The sequence below is a fragment of the Alteromonas sp. MTD1 genome (genome assembly GCF_042848195.1).
Lineage (GTDB): Bacteria > Pseudomonadota > Gammaproteobacteria > Enterobacterales > Alteromonadaceae > Alteromonas.
Map to the genome: position 1 here is coordinate 168,514 of NZ_BTGG01000010.1, position 18,918 is coordinate 187,431.

The 18,918-nt window shown below is 44.1% G+C and carries 20 protein-coding genes; 5 read left to right on the forward strand and 15 right to left on the reverse strand.

Features of this window, described 5'->3' with window-relative positions; all coding sequences use genetic code 11:
* Positions 1-108 precede the first annotated feature (108 nt).
* On the forward strand, positions 109-1,932 hold the full coding sequence (locus ACGHAV_RS14765) for a cation:proton antiporter (protein ID WP_390382278.1): 1,824 nt from the start codon (positions 109-111) through the stop codon (positions 1,930-1,932).
* A gap of 349 nt (positions 1,933-2,281) precedes the next feature.
* On the opposite strand, the gene ACGHAV_RS14770 is transcribed toward ACGHAV_RS14765, so the two are convergent.
* From ACGHAV_RS14770 to rpsJ, 12 genes are all read right to left on the reverse strand, one after another.
* A complete protein-coding gene (locus ACGHAV_RS14770; RefSeq protein ID WP_390382281.1) occupies positions 2,282-3,640 on the reverse strand; it encodes a 3-deoxy-D-manno-octulosonic acid transferase in 1,359 nt (452 codons plus the stop codon).
* Between the two features lie 225 nt (positions 3,641-3,865).
* A complete protein-coding gene (gene rpsQ, locus ACGHAV_RS14775) occupies positions 3,866-4,123 on the reverse strand; it encodes a 30S ribosomal protein S17 (RefSeq protein WP_390382284.1) in 258 nt (85 codons plus the stop codon).
* Entirely contained in the window at positions 4,123-4,314 is a 192-nt protein-coding gene (gene rpmC / locus ACGHAV_RS14780) for a 50S ribosomal protein L29 (RefSeq protein WP_012516965.1), read from the reverse strand. Before rpmC ends, rpsQ begins: the two co-directional genes overlap by 1 nt.
* Positions 4,314-4,724: a 50S ribosomal protein L16 gene (gene rplP, locus ACGHAV_RS14785; protein WP_014997065.1), complete on the reverse strand. Its 411-nt coding sequence runs from the start codon at positions 4,722-4,724 to the stop codon at positions 4,314-4,316. The genes rpmC and rplP overlap by 1 nt, the downstream gene beginning before the upstream one ends.
* A 2-nt stretch (positions 4,725-4,726) precedes the next feature.
* The gene (gene rpsC, locus ACGHAV_RS14790) at positions 4,727-5,431 is read right to left on the reverse strand and encodes a 30S ribosomal protein S3 (RefSeq protein WP_014947978.1); all 705 of its coding nucleotides are present in this window, start codon (positions 5,429-5,431) and stop codon (positions 4,727-4,729) included.
* 9 nt (positions 5,432-5,440) lie between these two features.
* Positions 5,441-5,773 carry a 50S ribosomal protein L22 gene (gene rplV, locus ACGHAV_RS14795; protein ID WP_071816771.1) on the reverse strand — a complete coding sequence of 111 codons (333 nt, stop codon included), beginning with the start codon at positions 5,771-5,773 and terminating at the stop codon, positions 5,441-5,443.
* A gap of 11 nt (positions 5,774-5,784) precedes the next feature.
* Complete coding sequence (rpsS, locus tag ACGHAV_RS14800) at positions 5,785-6,060, reverse strand: 30S ribosomal protein S19 (RefSeq protein WP_012516961.1); 276 nt, start codon at positions 6,058-6,060, stop codon at positions 5,785-5,787.
* Between the two features lie 15 nt (positions 6,061-6,075).
* On the reverse strand, positions 6,076-6,900 hold the full coding sequence (gene rplB / locus ACGHAV_RS14805; RefSeq protein WP_334015516.1) for a 50S ribosomal protein L2: 825 nt from the start codon (positions 6,898-6,900) through the stop codon (positions 6,076-6,078).
* Between the two features lie 14 nt (positions 6,901-6,914).
* Positions 6,915-7,214 (reverse strand): 50S ribosomal protein L23, encoded by a 300-nt coding sequence (gene rplW / locus ACGHAV_RS14810; protein WP_039217760.1) that lies wholly within the window; start codon positions 7,212-7,214, stop codon positions 6,915-6,917.
* Positions 7,211-7,816 (reverse strand): 50S ribosomal protein L4, encoded by a 606-nt coding sequence (rplD, locus tag ACGHAV_RS14815; protein ID WP_012516958.1) that lies wholly within the window; start codon positions 7,814-7,816, stop codon positions 7,211-7,213. The genes rplW and rplD overlap by 4 nt, the downstream gene beginning before the upstream one ends.
* 18 nt (positions 7,817-7,834) lie before the next feature.
* Positions 7,835-8,473, reverse strand: coding sequence for a 50S ribosomal protein L3 (gene rplC / locus ACGHAV_RS14820; protein ID WP_131093693.1), 639 nt, complete (start codon positions 8,471-8,473; stop codon positions 7,835-7,837).
* Positions 8,474-8,491: 18 nt separating this feature from the next.
* Positions 8,492-8,803 (reverse strand): 30S ribosomal protein S10, encoded by a 312-nt coding sequence (rpsJ, locus tag ACGHAV_RS14825; protein WP_010179497.1) that lies wholly within the window; start codon positions 8,801-8,803, stop codon positions 8,492-8,494.
* Positions 8,804-9,349: 546 nt separating this feature from the next.
* Here rpsJ and ACGHAV_RS14830 point away from each other — a divergent pair.
* Both ACGHAV_RS14830 and ACGHAV_RS14835 read left to right on the forward strand, forming a co-directional pair.
* The gene (locus ACGHAV_RS14830) at positions 9,350-11,566 is read left to right on the forward strand and encodes an ATPase, T2SS/T4P/T4SS family (protein WP_390382296.1); all 2,217 of its coding nucleotides are present in this window, start codon (positions 9,350-9,352) and stop codon (positions 11,564-11,566) included.
* A 138-nt stretch (positions 11,567-11,704) separates the two neighbouring features.
* Positions 11,705-12,202: a hypothetical protein gene (locus tag ACGHAV_RS14835; protein ID WP_334015514.1), complete on the forward strand. Its 498-nt coding sequence runs from the start codon at positions 11,705-11,707 to the stop codon at positions 12,200-12,202.
* An 83-nt stretch (positions 12,203-12,285) separates the two neighbouring features.
* Here ACGHAV_RS14835 and acnA read toward each other — a convergent pair whose 3' ends face one another.
* The gene (gene acnA, locus ACGHAV_RS14840) at positions 12,286-15,003 is read right to left on the reverse strand and encodes an aconitate hydratase AcnA (protein WP_390382300.1); all 2,718 of its coding nucleotides are present in this window, start codon (positions 15,001-15,003) and stop codon (positions 12,286-12,288) included.
* Between the two features lie 349 nt (positions 15,004-15,352).
* Here acnA and ACGHAV_RS14845 point away from each other — a divergent pair, with 349 nt between their 5' ends.
* Both ACGHAV_RS14845 and gpmA read left to right on the forward strand, forming a co-directional pair.
* Complete coding sequence (locus ACGHAV_RS14845) at positions 15,353-15,814, forward strand: cupin domain-containing protein (protein WP_390382303.1); 462 nt, start codon at positions 15,353-15,355, stop codon at positions 15,812-15,814.
* Between the two features lie 177 nt (positions 15,815-15,991).
* Complete coding sequence (gene gpmA / locus ACGHAV_RS14850) at positions 15,992-16,738, forward strand: 2,3-diphosphoglycerate-dependent phosphoglycerate mutase (RefSeq protein ID WP_390382306.1); 747 nt, start codon at positions 15,992-15,994, stop codon at positions 16,736-16,738.
* Positions 16,739-16,805: 67 nt separating this feature from the next.
* On the opposite strand, the gene ACGHAV_RS14855 is transcribed toward gpmA, so the two are convergent.
* Positions 16,806-17,807 carry a branched-chain amino acid aminotransferase gene (locus ACGHAV_RS14855; protein ID WP_390382309.1) on the reverse strand — a complete coding sequence of 334 codons (1,002 nt, stop codon included), beginning with the start codon at positions 17,805-17,807 and terminating at the stop codon, positions 16,806-16,808.
* Between the two features lie 242 nt (positions 17,808-18,049).
* Complete coding sequence (locus ACGHAV_RS14860) at positions 18,050-18,583, reverse strand: PH domain-containing protein (RefSeq protein ID WP_390382312.1); 534 nt, start codon at positions 18,581-18,583, stop codon at positions 18,050-18,052.
* Between the last annotated feature and the right edge of the window lie 335 nt (positions 18,584-18,918).

The following is an 18,918-nucleotide window of genomic DNA, read 5'->3' on the forward strand; positions in this document are numbered from 1 at the left end:
AAACGTCTGCGTATAGTTATTTAATAATTTGTAGCATAAAGTCTCTTTATCACAGTTATTTAGCTTTACGGACGATGCAATACCACTAAACACTTTAAGGATGTCATTTTGTCAGACCCGCTTCTATCCCTTGTAGCTGTTGGCCTACTTTCCATTGGTTGTCAGTATTTGGCCTACAAGATTAGGCTTCCTGCAATTCTACCACTGCTTATCGTGGGCATTATTGTAGGTCCAGTATTTGGCGTATTAAATGCAGATGCACTGTTTGGCAATTTACTGTTTCCTGTGGTGTCACTGTCGGTAGCTATTATCTTGTTTGAAGGAGCACTTACGCTAAAATTCAGCGACATTGCTGGCCACGGAAATATGGTGAGAAATTTGTGCTCAATTGGCGTTGTAGTTACCTGGATTGTTGCCGCTACCGCAGCGCACTTTAGTCTTGACCTTACATGGCAGCTTTCATTCTTGTTCGGTGCCATCGTTACAGTTACCGGCCCTACGGTAATTGTACCCATGCTTCGTACCGTGAGACCCAAGTCCAATTTAGCCAGCATCTTGCGCTGGGAAGGTATTGTTATCGACCCCATCGGTGCATTGCTAGCGGTATTGGTATTTGAATTTATCGTCGCTTCTCAAGACAACGCTATTACACATACAATCATCGCGTTTGGTAAAACTATTGGTATTGGCTCGGTGTTGGGTTTGGCATCTGGTTATTTATTAGGGCTTTCAATACGACGTGGTTGGATCCCTCATTACCTTTTAAACACTGCAGTCTTAACCATTATTTTAGGCGTATTTGCCGCTTCCAACTACGTTGCACACGAATCCGGTCTACTTGCGGTAACCATTACTGGCATGGTGCTGGCCAACATGAAAGACGTGGAAGTTGAAGACATATTAGAGTTTAAAGAAACCCTAAGTGTACTGTTAATTTCTGGCTTATTCATTTTGCTCGCCACAAGGCTTAATCTGCAGTCGGTCATTAATGTGGGCTGGGGCTCGGTTATTGTACTTGCTGCAGTTATGTTTGTAGCGCGCCCGTTATCAGTATTAGCGTCTTCTATTGGCACTGGCCTTAAACTTAATGAGCTTGCGCTGCTTAGCTGGATAGCACCCAGAGGTATTGTAGCGGCCGCCGTATCCGCACTTTTTTCTTTAAAGCTAGAGGAAATTGGTTACGAAGGTGCAGGTATTATTGTGCCAATGGTGTTTATGGTCATCATTGCAACAGTAGTGGTACAAAGCCTGACTTCGCGTTCAGTAGCACAGATACTTAAAGTACGTGCGCCAGCTCCCACAGGGTATTTAATTTTCGGCGGAAGCAAATTCAATCGCGCACTAGCGTGCGAAATGATGAATCAAAAGTTAGACGTCACCATTGCAGATACAAACTGGGATGCTATTCGCGAAGCTAGAATGATGAAAATTCCCGTTTATTTCGGAAACCCAATGTCTGACCACGCAGCAAGAAACTTGGACATCGCGTCGTTTGGCACCGTGCTTATTATGTCACCCTATAAGCAATTAAACCCGCTGATTGCCTATCACTTTGAATACACGCTTGATAAGGAAAAAGTGTGGGCATTAACCAATAACGAGCAGTCTACTCGACCTAGCCACCAAGTAAGTGAACAGTACGCTAAAAAATTAACACTGTTTGACGAAGGAGTAACGTACGCGTTTTTAGCGTCAGCCATTTCACGTGGTGCAGCAGTTAAAACCACAAGGCTGTCTGAAGAGTTTAGCTACGAACAATACATAAGCCAATATGGTGAACGTGCAACCCCCCTTATTGCTATTAACAGCGAAGGAAAAAGCTTCACGTTTATCAATGGCAATAGCATTGAGCCAAAAGCAGGTTGGCGCGTGATTAGCTTGATAGTACCCGAGCAAAACTCAGAGAATAAAGAACAAGTAGATAAGGCATAAAGTAAGAAAACCTCCTGCCCAATGGCAGGAGGCCTCTCCCTGGAGAACATGCGACACCGTGCTATTAACTATAGCGTTGCTGTTTTTGTTTTACGGAATTCACACTGTCGATGACATACTTAGCAAACAGTGAACCAGTTTTTCAAAAGCTTTATCGTTCATAGACTTACTTTATAAGCGAAGAAGAATTAGAAGCATCTTAAGCGGTGACTATATCTTTGTGGTGCACTTCATTATGTTTAACGCACCATTTTAGGGTTTACATTTCACACAACTAAAGTGCGCTATCAGCGCAATCATACTGCAATTGGTAACCAATTAGCCTTTTTCTTGTCTATCCAGATTGCTTTTAATGAGTGACGTACTTGCTTATACATTTAAGCGTTACATCAATAGCGCCGCTGTTTTGTTTTAACACTTCTTTCCCTGCACTGCCCGCCAGCGCTGCCGCTGAAGGGTTTTGAATCCAGTACTTTAAACATGCCGTCATATCGGCCGCATTAGTCACAATTGAAAGTGCACCACACTCAGCAAGGTGTTCGCAAATTACAGGGTTGTTATACCTATTAGGCCCCATCATGATGGGTAATGAAAAGGCAGCCGGTTCAAGTGCATTATGCCCGCCTTTATCAGCAATAGAGCCTCCAACAAAGGCATACGTCGCCACGCTGTAAGCGCTGTTTAATTTGCCCATTTCATTAAGCAGCACAATGTTTGTATCATCAGCTACGCTGTTGGAATCAGAACTTTTCACAAAACGTAACGGTGTACTTTCGAGCATTTTTTCCACGTGTGTAAAACGCTCAGGGTGCCGAGGTACTATGATAACTAATGGCGACGTTGACGCTGTAAATGGCAGCGAATCATCGTTTAATAATGCTAGTAGCGTTTCTATTACGACTGTCTCTTCACCCTCATGAGTACTTCCTGCAACCAATATAGGCCTAGCATTAGATGAAAGCCCTAAAAAAGTGGGCTGTGTATTTTGACCTGTATTTTCACCTGTACCCTGCACAGATGCAGCCTGATCGAATTTAATATTGTTTGTAAGTGTAAGTTTGTCTTCATTTATGCCAAGCAATTTGTAGTTATCGTAATCACGCTGCCCTTGAGCACACACATGACTAACTTTCGATAGCATTGGTAAAAATAGTTTACCTATTTTGTTATAGCGCTTAGCTGAGCGCTCTGTCATTCGGGCATTAATAACGATAGATGGAATATGCTTACTCCAGCACGCGTGAATCAAATTCGGCCATAACTCTACTTCAGTAATAAACACCGCTTTTGGCTTTACGCGCTTTAACAGGCGATTCATAGAGAAAGGTAAATCAAAGGGTAAATAGAAATGTTGTACGCTATCTCCAAAAATAGCATTCACACGAGCCGAGCCCGTTGCAGTGGTTGTGGTTATCGTTATATGAGTTGAGGGATTAAGCGCCATAATACGCTTTATTAAACAAGACGCCGCTACAACCTCACCAACAGAGACACAATGAAATAAATATCCGTTCTTTTGATTTGGACGAGGCACAAAGCCTATTCTTTCGAGAAATCGTGATTGATAGGCCGACTTTTCTTTTTTACTTTTTGCAGCAAGCTGAAAGTAAACCAAAGGAATAAGTACCACGAGAAGCAATGAATACAGCCAGCGGCATGCTTCTTCTAATAGTGATGGTTTATAGCTGAAATGGTCAGCATCAGACATATAGCGTCCTTGGGTTCTCTAGTTACTATTGAGCGCTGAATAACGATATAGGCGTCGACACGCAAACTTCTAATAAATACAGGATAAAAGAATACAATGCTTAGTACACCTATGTTTTTTATATAAACACTCAGTACATTAGTGCTTAGTAATATTCTAGTGAATAACACATACAAAAAAGCCGCTCGAAAGCGGCTTTTTTAAGACTTTGAAAAAAGTTAGCGATTAAACGCCAGCTTTCTCAACAACGTCTACTAGAGTCCAAGTTTTGTTCTTAGACAATGGGCGACATTCACGTACTGTTACTACGTCACCTTGTTTGCACACGTTGTTTTCGTCGTGGGCGTGAAGCTTAGTAGAGCGCTTGATGAACTTCCCATAGATTGGGTGCTTAACAAAACGTTCAACTACAACAGTGATGGTTTTATCCATCTTGTTGCTAACCACACGACCTTGTACTGTACGAATTTTTTGCTCAGTCATTACGCATCAGCCTTTTGAGTCAGAATGGTTTTAACACGCGCGATGTTACGACGTACTTTTCTCAACTGGTCAGTTTTTTCAAGCTGGCCTGTTGTGTGCTGCATGCGCAGGTTGAACTGTTCGCGTAGCAGGTTAATCAACTCTGCGTTCAGCTCTTCTACGCTTTTGTCTTTCAGTTCAGTCGCTTTCATTACATCACCGTCCGAGTTACAAAGGTTGTTTTAAATGGCAGTTTAGCCGCTGCCAATTCAAACGCTTCGCGTGCTAGAGCTTCAGGAACACCTTCCATCTCGTAAAGAACACGACCAGGCTGAATTTGGCATACCCAGTACTCAACGTTACCTTTACCTTTACCTTGACGCACTTCAAGAGGCTTCTCAGTAATTGGCTTGTCAGGGAAAACTCGAATCCAAATTTTACCTTGACGCTTAACGTGACGAGTCATAGCACGACGCGCTGCTTCGATTTGGCGAGCAGTCATACGACCACGGCCAACTGCTTTAAGGCCGTAAGTACCAAAGGCAACAGTATTACCCGCTGCTAAGCCGCGGTTGCGGCCTTTGTGCATCTTACGGAACTTCATGCGTTTTGGTTGTAACATGATTAGCCCTCTCGCTTAGCGTTGCGGCCTTTCTTCTTAGGTTGAGCAGCTGGTGCTTGCTCTTGAGTTGTAGGTAGACCACCTAGAACTTCACCTTTGAAGATCCATACTTTGACGCCGATGATACCGTAAGTAGTTGACGCTTCAGAGGTTGCGTAATCGATGTCCGCACGGAAAGTGTGCAGAGGAACGCGACCTTCACGGTACCATTCAGAACGTGCAATCTCTGCACCGCCCAAACGGCCGCTAACTTCAACTTTGATACCTTTCGCGCCTAGACGCATTGCGTTTTGTACTGCGCGCTTCATAGCACGACGGAACATAACACGACGCTCTAGCTGGCTAGAGATGCTATCAGCTACTAGCTGGCCATCTAGCTCTGGCTTACGTACTTCAGCGATGTTGATCTGAGCTGGCACGCCGGCTAGCTTAGATACGTAGTTACGCAACTTCTCTACGTCTTCACCTTTCTTACCGATTACAACGCCTGGACGAGCAGTGTGAATAGTTACACGGATGCTCTTAGCAGGACGCTCGATCACGATTTTAGAAAGTGAAGCGTTCTTAAGTTGTTTAGTCAGATACTGACGTACCTGATGATCGTTATACAGGTTGTCTGCATAGTCTGCAGTATTAGCGTACCAGGTAGATGTCCATGGTTTGCTGATACCCAGGCGTATACCTGTAGGATGTACCTTCTGTCCCATTATCTACTCCTAGTTATCCGCTACAACCACAGTGATGTGACTGCTGCGCTTGAAGATACGATCAGCACGGCCTTTAGCACGTGGCTTGATACGTTTCATAGTTGGACCTTCGTCAACGAAAACTTTAGACACGCGTAATTCGTCGATGTCTGCGCCTTCGTTGTGCTCTGCGTTAGCAATCGCAGATTCCAATACTTTCTTTACTAGCGCTGCGCTTTTCTTCGGGCTGTACGTAAGTAGCTCTAGAGCTTTCTCAACGTGCATACCGCGAATTTGATCCGCAACCAAGCGTGCTTTTTGAGCCGACGTGCGGGCAAAACGGTGTTTAGCTAATGCTTCCATCTTCTTACCCCTTAACGTTTAGCTTTCTTATCCGCGACATGGCCGCGGTAAGTACGCGTTGGCGCAAATTCGCCCAACTTGTGGCCGACCATTTCGTCACTAATAATGACAGGTACATGTTGTCGACCGTTATGGACCGCAATGGTCAACCCAATCATATCTGGGATGATCATAGAACGACGAGACCAAGTTTTGATTGGTTTACGTTCGTTCTTTTCCACTGCAGCCTCTACCTTCTTCAGCAAGTGAAGGTCAATAAAAGGACCTTTCTTGAGAGAACGTGGCATGGTGAATCCTCGCTATTACTTGTTACGACGACGTACGATAAGCTTATCAGTACGCTTGTTGCTTCGGGTTTTCTTACCTTTAGTAGGAACACCCCAAGGAGTTACTGGGTGACGACCGCCTGATGTACGACCTTCACCACCACCGTGTGGGTGATCAACCGGGTTCATGGCAACACCACGAACGGTAGGACGAACACCACGCCAGCGTGTAGCACCAGCTTTACCTAGTGAACGAAGCATGTGCTCTGCATTGCCAACTTCACCAATAGTGGCGCGGCAATCAGAAAGAACTTTACGCATTTCGCCAGAGCGTAGACGTAGGGTAACGTAGTTTCCGTCACGTGCTAGGATCTGAGCGTAAGCACCAGCAGAACGTGCGATTTGAGCACCCTTGCCAGGCTTCATTTCAATTGCGTGTACAACAGTACCTACAGGGATGTTACGCATAGGTAGAGTGTTACCAGACTTGATCGGAGCGCCCGAACCAGACTGGATAGCATCACCTGCTTTCATACCCTTAGGAGCTAGAATGTAACGACGTTCACCGTCTGCATACAATACTAGAGCAATGTTAGCAGAACGGTTTGGATCGTACTCTAAACGCTCAACTTTAGCTGGAATGCCGTCTTTGTTGCGTTTGAAGTCGATTACACGATAGTGTTGCTTATGACCACCACCGATGTGACGAGTCGTGATACGACCACCGTTGTTACGACCACCAGACTTGCTGTTTTTCTCTAGCAAAGGCGCGTAAGGTGCACCTTTGTGCAGGTCAGGGTTAACGACCTGAACAACGTGACGACGACCGGCAGAAGTTGGCTTAGCTTTCAATAATGGCATTTCTAATCCCCTTCTTACTCAGCACCACCGACAAAGTCGATGTCCTGACCTTCTTTAAGAACCACGTAGGCCTTTTTCCAGTCGCTGCGCTTACCGAAAGACATGCCGTGACGCTTGGTTTTACCCTTAACGTTCACAGTACGAACACCTTCAACTTCAACTTCAAACAGTTTTTCAACTGCAGCTTTGATTTCAGCTTTGTTCGCGTCTTTAGCTACTTTAAATACAACTGTGTTGTTCGCTTCAGCAGCCATTGTAGACTTTTCTGAAACGTGAGGTGCTACTAGCACCTTCAGTAGACGTTCTTCTCTCATGCTAACGCCTCCTCAAGTTGTTTAACCGCATCAGCAGTCATTAGCACTTTTTCAAATGCAATCAAGCTCACTGGGTCGATGCCTGCTACGTCACGTACGTCAACTTTGTACAAGTTGCGTGCCGCTAGGAACAAGTTCTCATCAACTTCAGGAGTAACGATTAGAACGTCATTTAGTTCATATTCGTTAAGTGCAGAAATAAGAGCTTTAGTCTTAGGTGCGTCAACACCGAACTTCTCTACAACAACCAAACGGTCTTGACGGATTAGTTCAGACAAGATGCTCTTGATCGCACCGCGATACATTTTCTTGTTAACTTTTTGATCAAAGTCACGAGGCTTCGCTGCGAAAGCACGGCCACCGCCAACCCAAATTGGGCTACGGATTGTACCAGCACGCGCGCGGCCAGTACCTTTTTGACGCCATGGCTTCTTACCGCCACCACGAACTTCAGCGCGAGTTTTCTGCGCTTTTGTACCCTGACGAGCACCTGCACCGTAAGCTACAACTACCTGGTGAACCAGGGCTTCGTTGAATTCACGTCCAAAGGTCGCTTCGGATACTTCAAGAGCGCTTTGCGCGTCTTTCAATGTTAATTCCATCACTTCACTCCCCAGACGTTACGCTTTAACAGCTGGCTTAACGATTACATCGTTGCCAGTTGCGCCAGGTACGGCACCTTTAACTAGGATAAGGCCGTTCTCTACGTCAACACGTACTACTTCCAAAGACTGAGTAGTCACTTGCTTGTTACCAAGCTGACCAGCCATTTTCTTGCCTTTGAATACTTTACCTGGTGATTGGTTTTGACCAATTGAACCAGGAGCACGGTGTGACAAAGAGTTACCGTGTGTCATGCGCTGAGAACTGAAGTTCCAGCGTTTGATAGCACCTTGGAAACCTTTACCTTTTGATGTACCAGTTACATCAATCTTTTTAGTGTCGTTAAAGATTTCAACAGTGATTTCACTGCCTACTTCAATATCGGCACCTTCGTTGTCTTCTAGGCGGAATTCTACTAGAGTGCGTCCAGCTTCAACACCCGCTTTAGCAAAGTGACCTGCTTCAGCTTTGTTGATGCGGTTAGCTTTCTTAGTTCCAGCAGTAACCTGAAGAGCGCGATAACCGTCAGTTTCCTCAGTACGAACTTGAGTAACGCGGTTTGGGGTCGCTTCAATAACAGTCACAGGGATAGACGTACCATCTTCAGTGAAGATGCGAGTCATACCCACTTTACGACCGACTAGACCAATCGCCATTGTTATAACCCTCTCTTATTAGCCCAGGCTGATTTGAACATCAACGCCAGCAGCCAAGTCCAAACGCATCAACGCGTCAACTGTTTTATCAGTTGGCTCGATGATGTCTACCAAACGCTTGTGAGTACGGATTTCATATTGATCACGCGCGTCTTTATTAACGTGCGGAGAAATCAGAACTGTGTAGCGTTCTTTGCGAGTAGGTAGAGGAATAGGACCACTTACCTGAGCACCAGTGCGTTTCGCAGTTTCAACGATTTCAGCCGTAGACTGATCGATCAACTTGTGATCAAACGCTTTCAAACGAATGCGAATTCTTTGATTTGGCATCGATTAAGCTCCAATCGAAAGAACAAAAAAATTCACCTTTTCTCTTCCATTAATTCCGGAAAGAAAAGATGTGCGTAAACCGATGGTTCCCAATTGGAACCCTGTTCTTTTTTCTAGCACGCTAGCAACAGGCTAATCTATGAAGATGAATCCGTTACTTCGGCAACCACCCTAAAAGCAGTGAGGTCGCGGCTAAAAAGTACATACCCTTATTGGGCAGTGGGCGCGAATTATACAGAAACGCTGAACTAATGCAACAAGAGAATGACTATTAATGTTCAGTAATTAATCATCGTATAATAGCACCAACTGATTCGTAGCGGTTACCCAATGGTGAGAGCTGGCGATACAAGGTTGTCTTGCTACTAAAGCTATACGATTGTATATGCGCTTTTATACGATATCTTGCGTAATTCATGTTATAACGGACACTTGTAATATCGTTTCGCTACACATTCTCTATACTTGTGTGAATGCAGTGATAACGTATGGAACCGCGATGAATAAAACCTAGGGAATGGGTGTAAACCTTTAAATAGAGTGAATATGGAAGTATTGAATAGCCAACAGGCATTTTCTCAAATAAAACGCATTCTTAATAATCATTCAACGCTTTTAGAAGCCTACAGCGTGTTAGAGCCCATTATCCTTGAGTTATTTGGCGCCCAACGAATGAGTATTTTCCAGCGTCGCCGTCAACACCAAGATTTAGTAGCCCGTTTTAAAACAGGTAAAGAAACCCTTGAGATAAAGGTTCCTATTAGCCCAATGTCTATCGCGGGTTATGTTGCACTTTCACAAAAGTCTGTGGTTATCGACGACCCATACAATCCTTCACTGCTTCACAATATTCATCCGCGCCTTAGGTTTGCAGATAAGTTCGATAAAGATAACGATTTTAAAACACAGAATATTCTTTGCGTTCCTGTTATGAATGCGGGCGTGCTAATGGGCGTCATGCAAATCATTAATAAGGAAGCAGGGTCGTTCAATAGCGACGATCTAAATTTGGGTAATGAGCTTGCTTCTATATTAGGTAACAAATTTAGGTTTGAATTGGGTGGCACCAACAACCCATTCGACCTTCTGGTACACAAGGGCTTATTAAACGAACCTACTTTAGAAGAATTACAATCCTCGTCATCAGATATACGTACTGTAGTACAACGTATTATATCTGAGCACCGTGTAGCTGAGTCGGAAATAGGTAATTCACTGTCTATACATTACCAAGTACCATTTATTCCCTATTTACCAGACAAATACCATAGATTTGAAAATGAAAGTCGCCTTAATGTTTCATACTTAAAGCGCAACTATGTGGCTGTGATTGCCGATGCTCACGATAAACCAATCGTGCTGATGGCAGAGCCAAACAATGCTGCGCTTCTAATGGAAATAGAAAGTGCAATGGGCATAGACAGCTATGAAATAGCGGTTAGTCTACCCAATCTTATTCTTCAGTATTTGGGCGAAAACAGCGGTGGCGGTGGCCCCGGTGAGATGAGCGATATCCTTGACGAGATAGGGTCGTCCACTGAAGATAATGACGAACACGTTGACGAACTATCAGATGACGCCCCAGCCGTTGTGCGACTTGTTAGCCGTATATTACACGACGCTAAGCGCCTTAATGCCTCTGATATTCATATAGATCCCGAGAAAAATGCCCCCACTCGCGTACGTATGCGTGTAGACGGCGTTTGTCGCGACATGAATCAGGTGCCCAATTCGCATCACAGTGCAGTAATAGCCCGTATTAAAATAATGTCGAATTTGAACATTGCGGAAAAGCGTATTCCGCAAGACGGTAAACTGGCATTTAGAATGAACGGCCAGCTAGTAGAGGTTCGTGTAGCCACTATCCCAACTGTGGCTGGTGAAGGCGTAGTGATGCGTATTTTGGCGTCAGGTGGCGCCATGCCAATTGATAAAATGAACCTTGCACCCAATAATCGTTCTCGCCTTGAAGAGATGATAAAGAAGCCGCATGGAATTTTGCTTGTTGTGGGCCCAACAGGTTCTGGTAAAACCACAACATTACACGCCATTTTGGGCTACTTAAACACGCCTGAGAAAAAGATTTGGACAGCAGAAGACCCGGTTGAGATAACGCAGCCAGGTTTACAACAAGTACAAGTAAGCCCTAAAATTGGTTTTACCTTTGCCAATGCGCTTCGAGCCTTCCTTCGTGCCGACCCCGACATTATATTAATTGGTGAGATGCGTGATAAAGAAACCGCACATGCGGGTATTGAGGCGTCGTTAACGGGTCACTTAGTGCTCTCTACACTTCACACCAACTCAGCACCAGAAACCATTACGCGTTTGTTAGACCTGGGCCTAGATCCAGTTAACTTTTCAGATGCATGTGTGGGAATATTAGCACAGCGACTTGTAAGAACCCTCTGCGGTAATTGCAAAGAAAAATACGTGGCGAGTGAAACCGATATGGCTTTCATTGAACGCCAATACGGTAAGGAACATCTTGCAGAATTGAATTTGCCCCCCTCGCTAGAACTGTATCGAGCCAAAGGATGTGAAGAGTGCGGCAACACGGGTTACAAAGGTCGAACCGGCGTACACGAACTACTGGGCATGACACCAGAATTGCGTTCACTGGTGTATAAAGAAGCCAGCGTAGCTGATATGAAACAGCAAGCAACCCACGATGGCATGCGTACGCTGGTACAAGACGCCATATTCAAAGTGCTCAAAGGTGATACCGACTTAGCGCAAGTGCAGATTGTTGGGGGCGATTAAACCTATGTGAATCACAAGGTGTGTTTGCAGATGTGTCTATCTGTTTCGATAGACACACGCCATTACACCTTGCGATAGAACATACATACTTTAAAAACTACATTACCAATGGATTGAACATTTATAAGGAAGGATTCTATGAAAAAACACTTCATAGCGGCTACCGCTGCCCTGTGTCTTGCGACGTCGGGAGCAGCATACGCACAGCAAAAGCAAACAATTGACGGCATGTGGCAATCTGAATATTTACTGATTGCTGAACAAGGTATGCGTGCACTGCATGCTAAAGATTATGAAAGGGCACTCGAAAAGTTAACCGAGTCTGCAAAGCTAGGAAATAAAGAGGCGCAATATTACTTGGCGCAAATGTACTTCCAAGGCTGGGGAGTGCCAATCAATTACGAAGAAGGTTGGCTGTGGATGAGCGTAGCAATTGAACAGCGCAATGCTGAGTGGAACCTTTCTTATCGTCGTATTAAGAAGGCACTTCCTGAAGAATACGTAAAAGCTCTACAGCCCTACGTGGATGAACATATCGCCTTATATGGTGCTGAAGCACAAGATCTTAGATGCGAAAAACGCGCAGCTGTTGGCTCGAATATAAAACAAGTTATGTGCGAGAAGCGCACATACTAATATTGTATTTTATAGATTTTGATTTATAAAAAAGGGGCTTAAGCCCCTTTTTTAAATTCGTAAAATTATTCAATTCTGTGTCACTATTTTTTCAAGTACTCTCGAATAACGTAGTGTAAAATGCCGCCATTTTCAAAGTAGGTAAACTCGTTAGACGTATCTATACGGATATCCATGGTAAATGTGTTCGACTCACCGCTATCAGTGGTCACTGTTACGTCTACTTCTTTTTGCCCACGCTCTATTTTGGCAATTGAGTATTGTTCGTTTCCTTTTAAATCGAGTGAAGAAGCGCTATCTCCCTCTTTAAACTGCAATGGAAGAATACCCATACCAATAAGATTTGAACGGTGAATACGCTCATAACTTTCAGCCATAACCGCTCTTACGCCCATTAGTGATGGCCCTTTGGCAGCCCAGTCTCTACTTGAGCCGGTACCATACTCTTTGCCACCAATCACAACGGCAGGAACTCCGTCGTCTTTATAGCGCATTGCTGCATGAAAGATAGACATGCTGTCGCCACTTGGATAGTGGGTAGTAGCACTTCCTTTTGTTCCGGGCGCCAGTTGATTTTGCAGCCTCACGTTGGCAAAGGTGCCGCGCATCATAACCTCATGGTTGCCACGACGTGAACCGTAAGAATTGAAGTCACTAGGCTCAACACCCTGCGCTTTTAGGTATTCTCCAGCAGGACTGTCTTCAGCAATAGCGCCGGCTGGCGAAATGTGGTCGGTTGTAATTGAATCGCCCACTTTCACCAAGCAACGAGCATTGTCTATCGCTGAAAGCGCTTGTGGCTCTTTACCCATCACCTCGAAAAACGGCGGATGCTTTATATACGTAGATTCAGGCCAGTCGTAAACCGATGTTTTACTTACTTGCAACGAGTTCCACTCACCGCTGCCTTTAAATACGTCTGCGTATTTAGCCTTAAATAAATCTCCAGTAACGTTTTCTGCAATGTACTGCTGAATTTCATCTTCTGTTGGCCAGATGTCTTTAAGATAAACCGGCGCACCGTCGCTGTCTTTACCTAACGGTTCAGTAGTAATATCGATATTCATGTTACCCGCAAGGGCATAAGCAACCACTAAAGGCGGTGATGCAAGGTAGTTAGCCGCCACGTCAGGATGTATACGCCCTTCAAAGTTACGATTACCAGACAATACCGAAGTAACAGTAAGTTTTGCTTTTCGAATGGCATCAGTAATTGGATCAGGAAGCGGCCCAGAATTACCGATACATGTTGTACAGCCGTAACCCACTAGGTTAAACCCAAGTGCTTCTAAAGGCTTCATCAAATTCGCATCTTCAAGATACTGGGTTACTACTTGCGAGCCGGGGGCTAATGAGGTTTTCACCCATGGCTTACGTGTTAACCCTTTTTCAGCTGCTTTCTTCGCAAGCAAACCTGCACCAACCAGAACAGAGGGGTTTGACGTGTTTGTGCAACTTGTTATCGCGGCGATAACAATTGCGCCGTCCTCTAAATTGAATTTACTTCCTCTAAACTCTACAAACGAATCGTGCGATTCATCAATTTCGTCAGTTGTGCCAAGCCCACCTTCTGCAACAAAGTCTGCTTCTTCATCCATTATTTTTACGTCAATTTGGCTACGATGCCAGGTCTTGAATTCTTCGGCTGCTTTGTCTAGTGCAATTTTATCCTGCGGGCGCTTCGGTCCAGCAATTGACGGCACAACTTCGCCAAGATCTAGTTCAAGCGCTTCGTGATACTCAGCATCTTTGGTTGTATCGTCGTGCCATAGACCACTGAATTTAGCATACGATTCAACTAACTTTATTTGTGATTCATCACGTCCTGTTAGCTTCAAATAATCTAAAGCTACATCGTCGATAGGAAAAATACCGCATGTCGCACCGTATTCAGGTGCCATATTTGCTATGGTTGCTCTATCGGCAGTGGTTAAGTGCTTCAGTCCCGGTCCATAAAACTCAACAAACTTTCCTACTACGCCGTGCGCGCGAAGCTGTTGAGTAATGGTTAATACCATGTCGGTTGCAGTAACGCCTCCTGGCAATTTTCCAGATAGTTTAAATCCAACCACCTTAGGTAAAAGCATGGTAACAGGCTGACCTAACATTGCTGCTTCAGCTTCAATACCGCCAACACCCCAGCCAAGCACGCCAAGACCATTAATCATGGTTGTGTGAGAATCGGTACCTACTAATGTGTCGGGGTAGACGAAAGTGTCATCACCTTCTTGTTTTGTAAAAGCACAACGCGCCAGGTACTCCAGATTTACTTGGTGAACAATGCCTCGACCAGGAGGGACAACCTTAAAGTTATCGAAGCTCGACTGCCCCCACTTTAAAAATTGATAGCGCTCTTTGTTGCGCTGAATTTCAATGTCTGTGTTTTTCTCTAGCGCATTTTCTTCTGCAAAATGATCAACCATTACTGAGTGATCGATTACCAGCTCAACAGGGTTTAGCGGATTAATGGCTTGGGCATCTCCACCCAGTCTATCGACGGCATCACGCATTGCTGCTAAATCTACAATGGCAGGCACGCCAGTAAAGTCTTGTAAGATTACTCGAGCGGGAACAAAAGACACTTCATGATCGGCATGATTACTGACATCCCATTTAGCTACTTGTTCGATGTCTTCACTGCTAACAAACTCTTCGTCTTCGTGACGTATTAGGTTCTCTAGCAATACTTTTATACAAAAAGGTAATCTGCTTAGTTCGTATTTATCGCCAATGTCATTGAAACTAACTGCTTTGAAAGTGTTACCTTCCACATCAAGCTGCGAAAAAGACTTGTATGTCATTGCGCTATCCATCCTTATTGCCTGTTCAGTTTTTGTTTCTTACACTCACTACCTGTGCAAGACGCGCAGTAGTTAATACTGCTGCAATTGTGATGTATTTGTACGCACTACAGATGAAAAAAAGTTCACATTACCTCATAGTTAAAAACACTTAGGTTGCACTCAATACGTTATACTGGGTTTTGATTCACAATTTACATTATTGCAACATTACTATTCTCAAATAAACTAACAGAATGTATTCTGACTGTTGACTAGAACAGCTCTTAACATACTTATTTGGCACGCAAATCATGTAGCCAAAGTAGGATAAGGTAAAAAGGGCGCCCATAATAATAAAGATGTTGCTATGACCCACCCTCTTGTAAAAAGGTATAACCTAGCCCCGCATCCCGAAGGCGGCTTTTATCGACAAGTATTCCGTTCAGAGAATGAGACCTCTTCATATATACATGGTGAAACCAGACCGGCATTAACCCACATTTACTTCCTTCTTTTGAAGGGGCAGGTAAGCCGCTTCCATCGCGTTTTACATGACGAGGTATGGAATCATTACGAAGGAGCACCACTTCAATTGTTTCAACTGCATCAACAACAGTTATGGGAACGAAGAATTGGTGGCCAAGGGAGCGAGTATGCAGAGGTAGTCAATGCCGGTAACTATCAAGCAGCACAAAGTATGGGCGAATACTCTTTAGTAGGCTGTACGGTTGCACCTGGCTTTGACTTTGCCGACTTTAGCTTTATTGAAGAACCCGCTGTGAAGCAATGGTTAGAAGTAGCACACCCTGATCTTGCCAAATTTATTTAATATATGCTGTGAATTCCCACCGTGTTTTGCAGTTATGCCGCTGCACTTTTGTCAGTGGTCGAACTGGATTTTTTCGGCCTAATCAAGGATGATACGGAAAGTTTTTTAATATACGTCTGAACGTCCATTTACGGGCTACAAACAGACCTTCACTCTAACGCCGCAGGTAACCCAACTATGTATAAATTGGTACTTATTCGTCATGGAGAAAGTCAGTGGAATCTTGAGAACAGATTCACTGGTTGGCACGACGTTAACTTGACCGACACTGGTGTAGCACAAGCCAAAACCGCAGGTAAGCTACTTAAAGATGCGGGTTTCGCATTCGATCAGGCATACACATCTGTATTGCTACGTGCTATCAAAACACTAAATATAGCGCTAGAAGAAATGGGTCAACACTATTTGCCCGTTGAACGCCACTGGCGTTTGAACGAGCGTCACTATGGTGCACTTACGGGGCTAGACAAAGCAGAGACAGCTGCGAAGCACGGCGAAGAACAAGTTAAAATTTGGCGCCGTAGCTTTGATATCCCACCTCCTGCAGTAGAAGATGACAGCGAGCATTTCCCTGGCCATGACCCACGTTATAGCCATGTTGATGCAAACATTCTTCCTCGTGGAGAAAGTTTAAAACTAACTATTGAGCGTGTACTTCCATACTGGCATGACGTTATTCGCCCTGATATCCAAGCAGGTAAGCGTGTGATCATTGCAGCACACGGCAACAGCCTGCGTGCATTGGTTAAGTATTTAGACGGTATGTCTGATGAAGAAGTACTAGGCCTTAATATTCCAACAGGTGTTCCACTAGTGTACGAACTAGATGAAAACTTGAAGCCTATCTCAAAAGAATACTTAGGTGACGCTGACGCCATTAAAGCGATGATGGATGCAGTAGCCAAACAAGGGCAAGCAAAATAAGCTAGCCTTTTAAAGACACAAAAAAGCCTGCATAAGCAGGCTTTTTTATAGGTATTTGGGTATCTAACTAGCTTGGTACTTTTACCAACCAATTGTGAGTATCTTCAGCTTTACCCCACTGAATATCGTTAAGCGCCTGTCTTAGTTTCATAGTAACAGGGCCAGCTTCACCGCTTCCCACCTGATATTCTTTATCATTATGGATAAAGGTACCTACCGGAGTAAGAACAGCAGCCGTACCAGAAAGCGCAGCTTCAGTATTTGGCTTTGCTGAGCGCTCTAGTAGTTCATCAACTGTAATATCACGTTCACTTACTTTCATGCCGTGATCTTTAGCAATTTGAAGAACCGTTGCGCGAGTAACACCGTGTAAGAAGGTAGAGTCTAGACCTTTGGTGATTATCTCATCGCCATCAATAAGTAAGAAGTTTGCTGCACCCGTTTCTTGAACATCGCCATTCGGACAAAATAGAATTTGGTCAGCCTGAACTTCCGCACGAGCTTTAAGAATAGGAGGTAAAGCACTGGCGTAGTTACCGCCACTTTTTACCATTCCCATATGAGGGGCACATCGCATTCCCGTTTCATCTAATAGCAAGCGAAGTGGCTTAGCACCGCCCGCAAAGTAATCGCCAACAGGAGACAACAATACATATAACATTGAGCTTGCAGAAGGAGCTGCAGCCTTACCAATAGAAGCTTCTGTACCAATATGAGTAGGACGAATATACATAGAACCTGGAGGTTCAGGTACTTCTGAGGCGTACTTAGCAACAATATCGATGATCATTTTCTCAACTTGTGCTTTGTCTATTTCAGGCAAGTTAAGAAGGCGACTACTTTGAGCAAAGCGCTCAATATTCTTATCCATTCTAAAAATATTGATACTGCCATCTTCGTGCTTAAACGCTTTTAAGCCCTCAAAGCACGTACTTGAATAATGAAGTACATGGGCACCAGGGTGCATCTGAATACTGTCTGCGCTGACAAATTCGGTGTCAGTCCACTTATCGTTGACAAAGGTAGTTAGTGCCATTTGTGGCATAAATACTGTACCGAATACGGCCATTAGTTCGTCCTATTTACTTCACTATTTATTAATCGTGGTAGTTTACCAAAAAACAAACAGTTTTCTAAAAGTTAGTCGACTGAATTAGCGGTTTTATTTAACAACACTGTGTAGAAATACTGACGGCAGTTTGGATAACAGAACCAAAATGCATAAGACAACTTTATCCGCCTTTAGGCATTACTGTGTAAGCCGTGTTGCAGTTGCATCTATATTTCTAGATTTATTACCTTGGCACGGTGTTATTTACTCTCTAGTGCTTTCTCTAGTAAAAGCTCTATACGTTTTACGCTTTCTATCAACTCTTTCATATCGCTGCTTTCATCAGTGTTTTGTTCTGGTACTACACTAGTACTTGTTAACAACTTATCTTTTTGCGCCAAAATAGTTTCTCTAAACGTATCTGCGTCATTGATGCCAATGAGTGAAACCAAAGCCCCTTGCGCAGATTGCCCTGCAGTTTCAAAAGACAGCCGATACAAGTTAAACACTCGCATTAAAGGGCCCTGCACCATAGCAACATCTGTTATTTTCTCTAGAGGAATAGACTTTTCTTCTTTGTTAAACACACCACGCTTCACCACTATTTTTCTTTCGGTCACTGTGGCAGACATAGCAGAAAGCACTTTACTACTGATCAGGAAGAAAATAGGGATGGAGATAATTAAGAAAGGAATACCCACAATACTTACAGTAGATACCAACAATAGACTTATAAGCCAGTACGTTTTTACTGCAGGATTGAAAGTAGCATTCAGTATTATTTTTTCAGACATAACAAGTTCCGTTTTTAAGTCACTTCTTCGGTAGCTCGATAGCTATCGTCAATCTTTACGTGTAGTCAGCACATTTATAGCGAATGACTTTACGTATTTATTAAACCTATTACATTACTCTGCTTATGCCTGAAATGCCTAGCATTGTCTGAATAAGAAATTGAGATTTTTGTAGCGCAGAAAGCAAAAAACCCACCGTAAGGCGGGTTTCTTTAAATGGGACCTGGCAGTGTCCTACTCTCACATGGGGGTGAAGAACGCTGCACCGCAGGTGCATGACGGATGCCTAGTGGCATGCGGCAAGTGATGAACGGTCGAGCTCTGCGAGACCATGG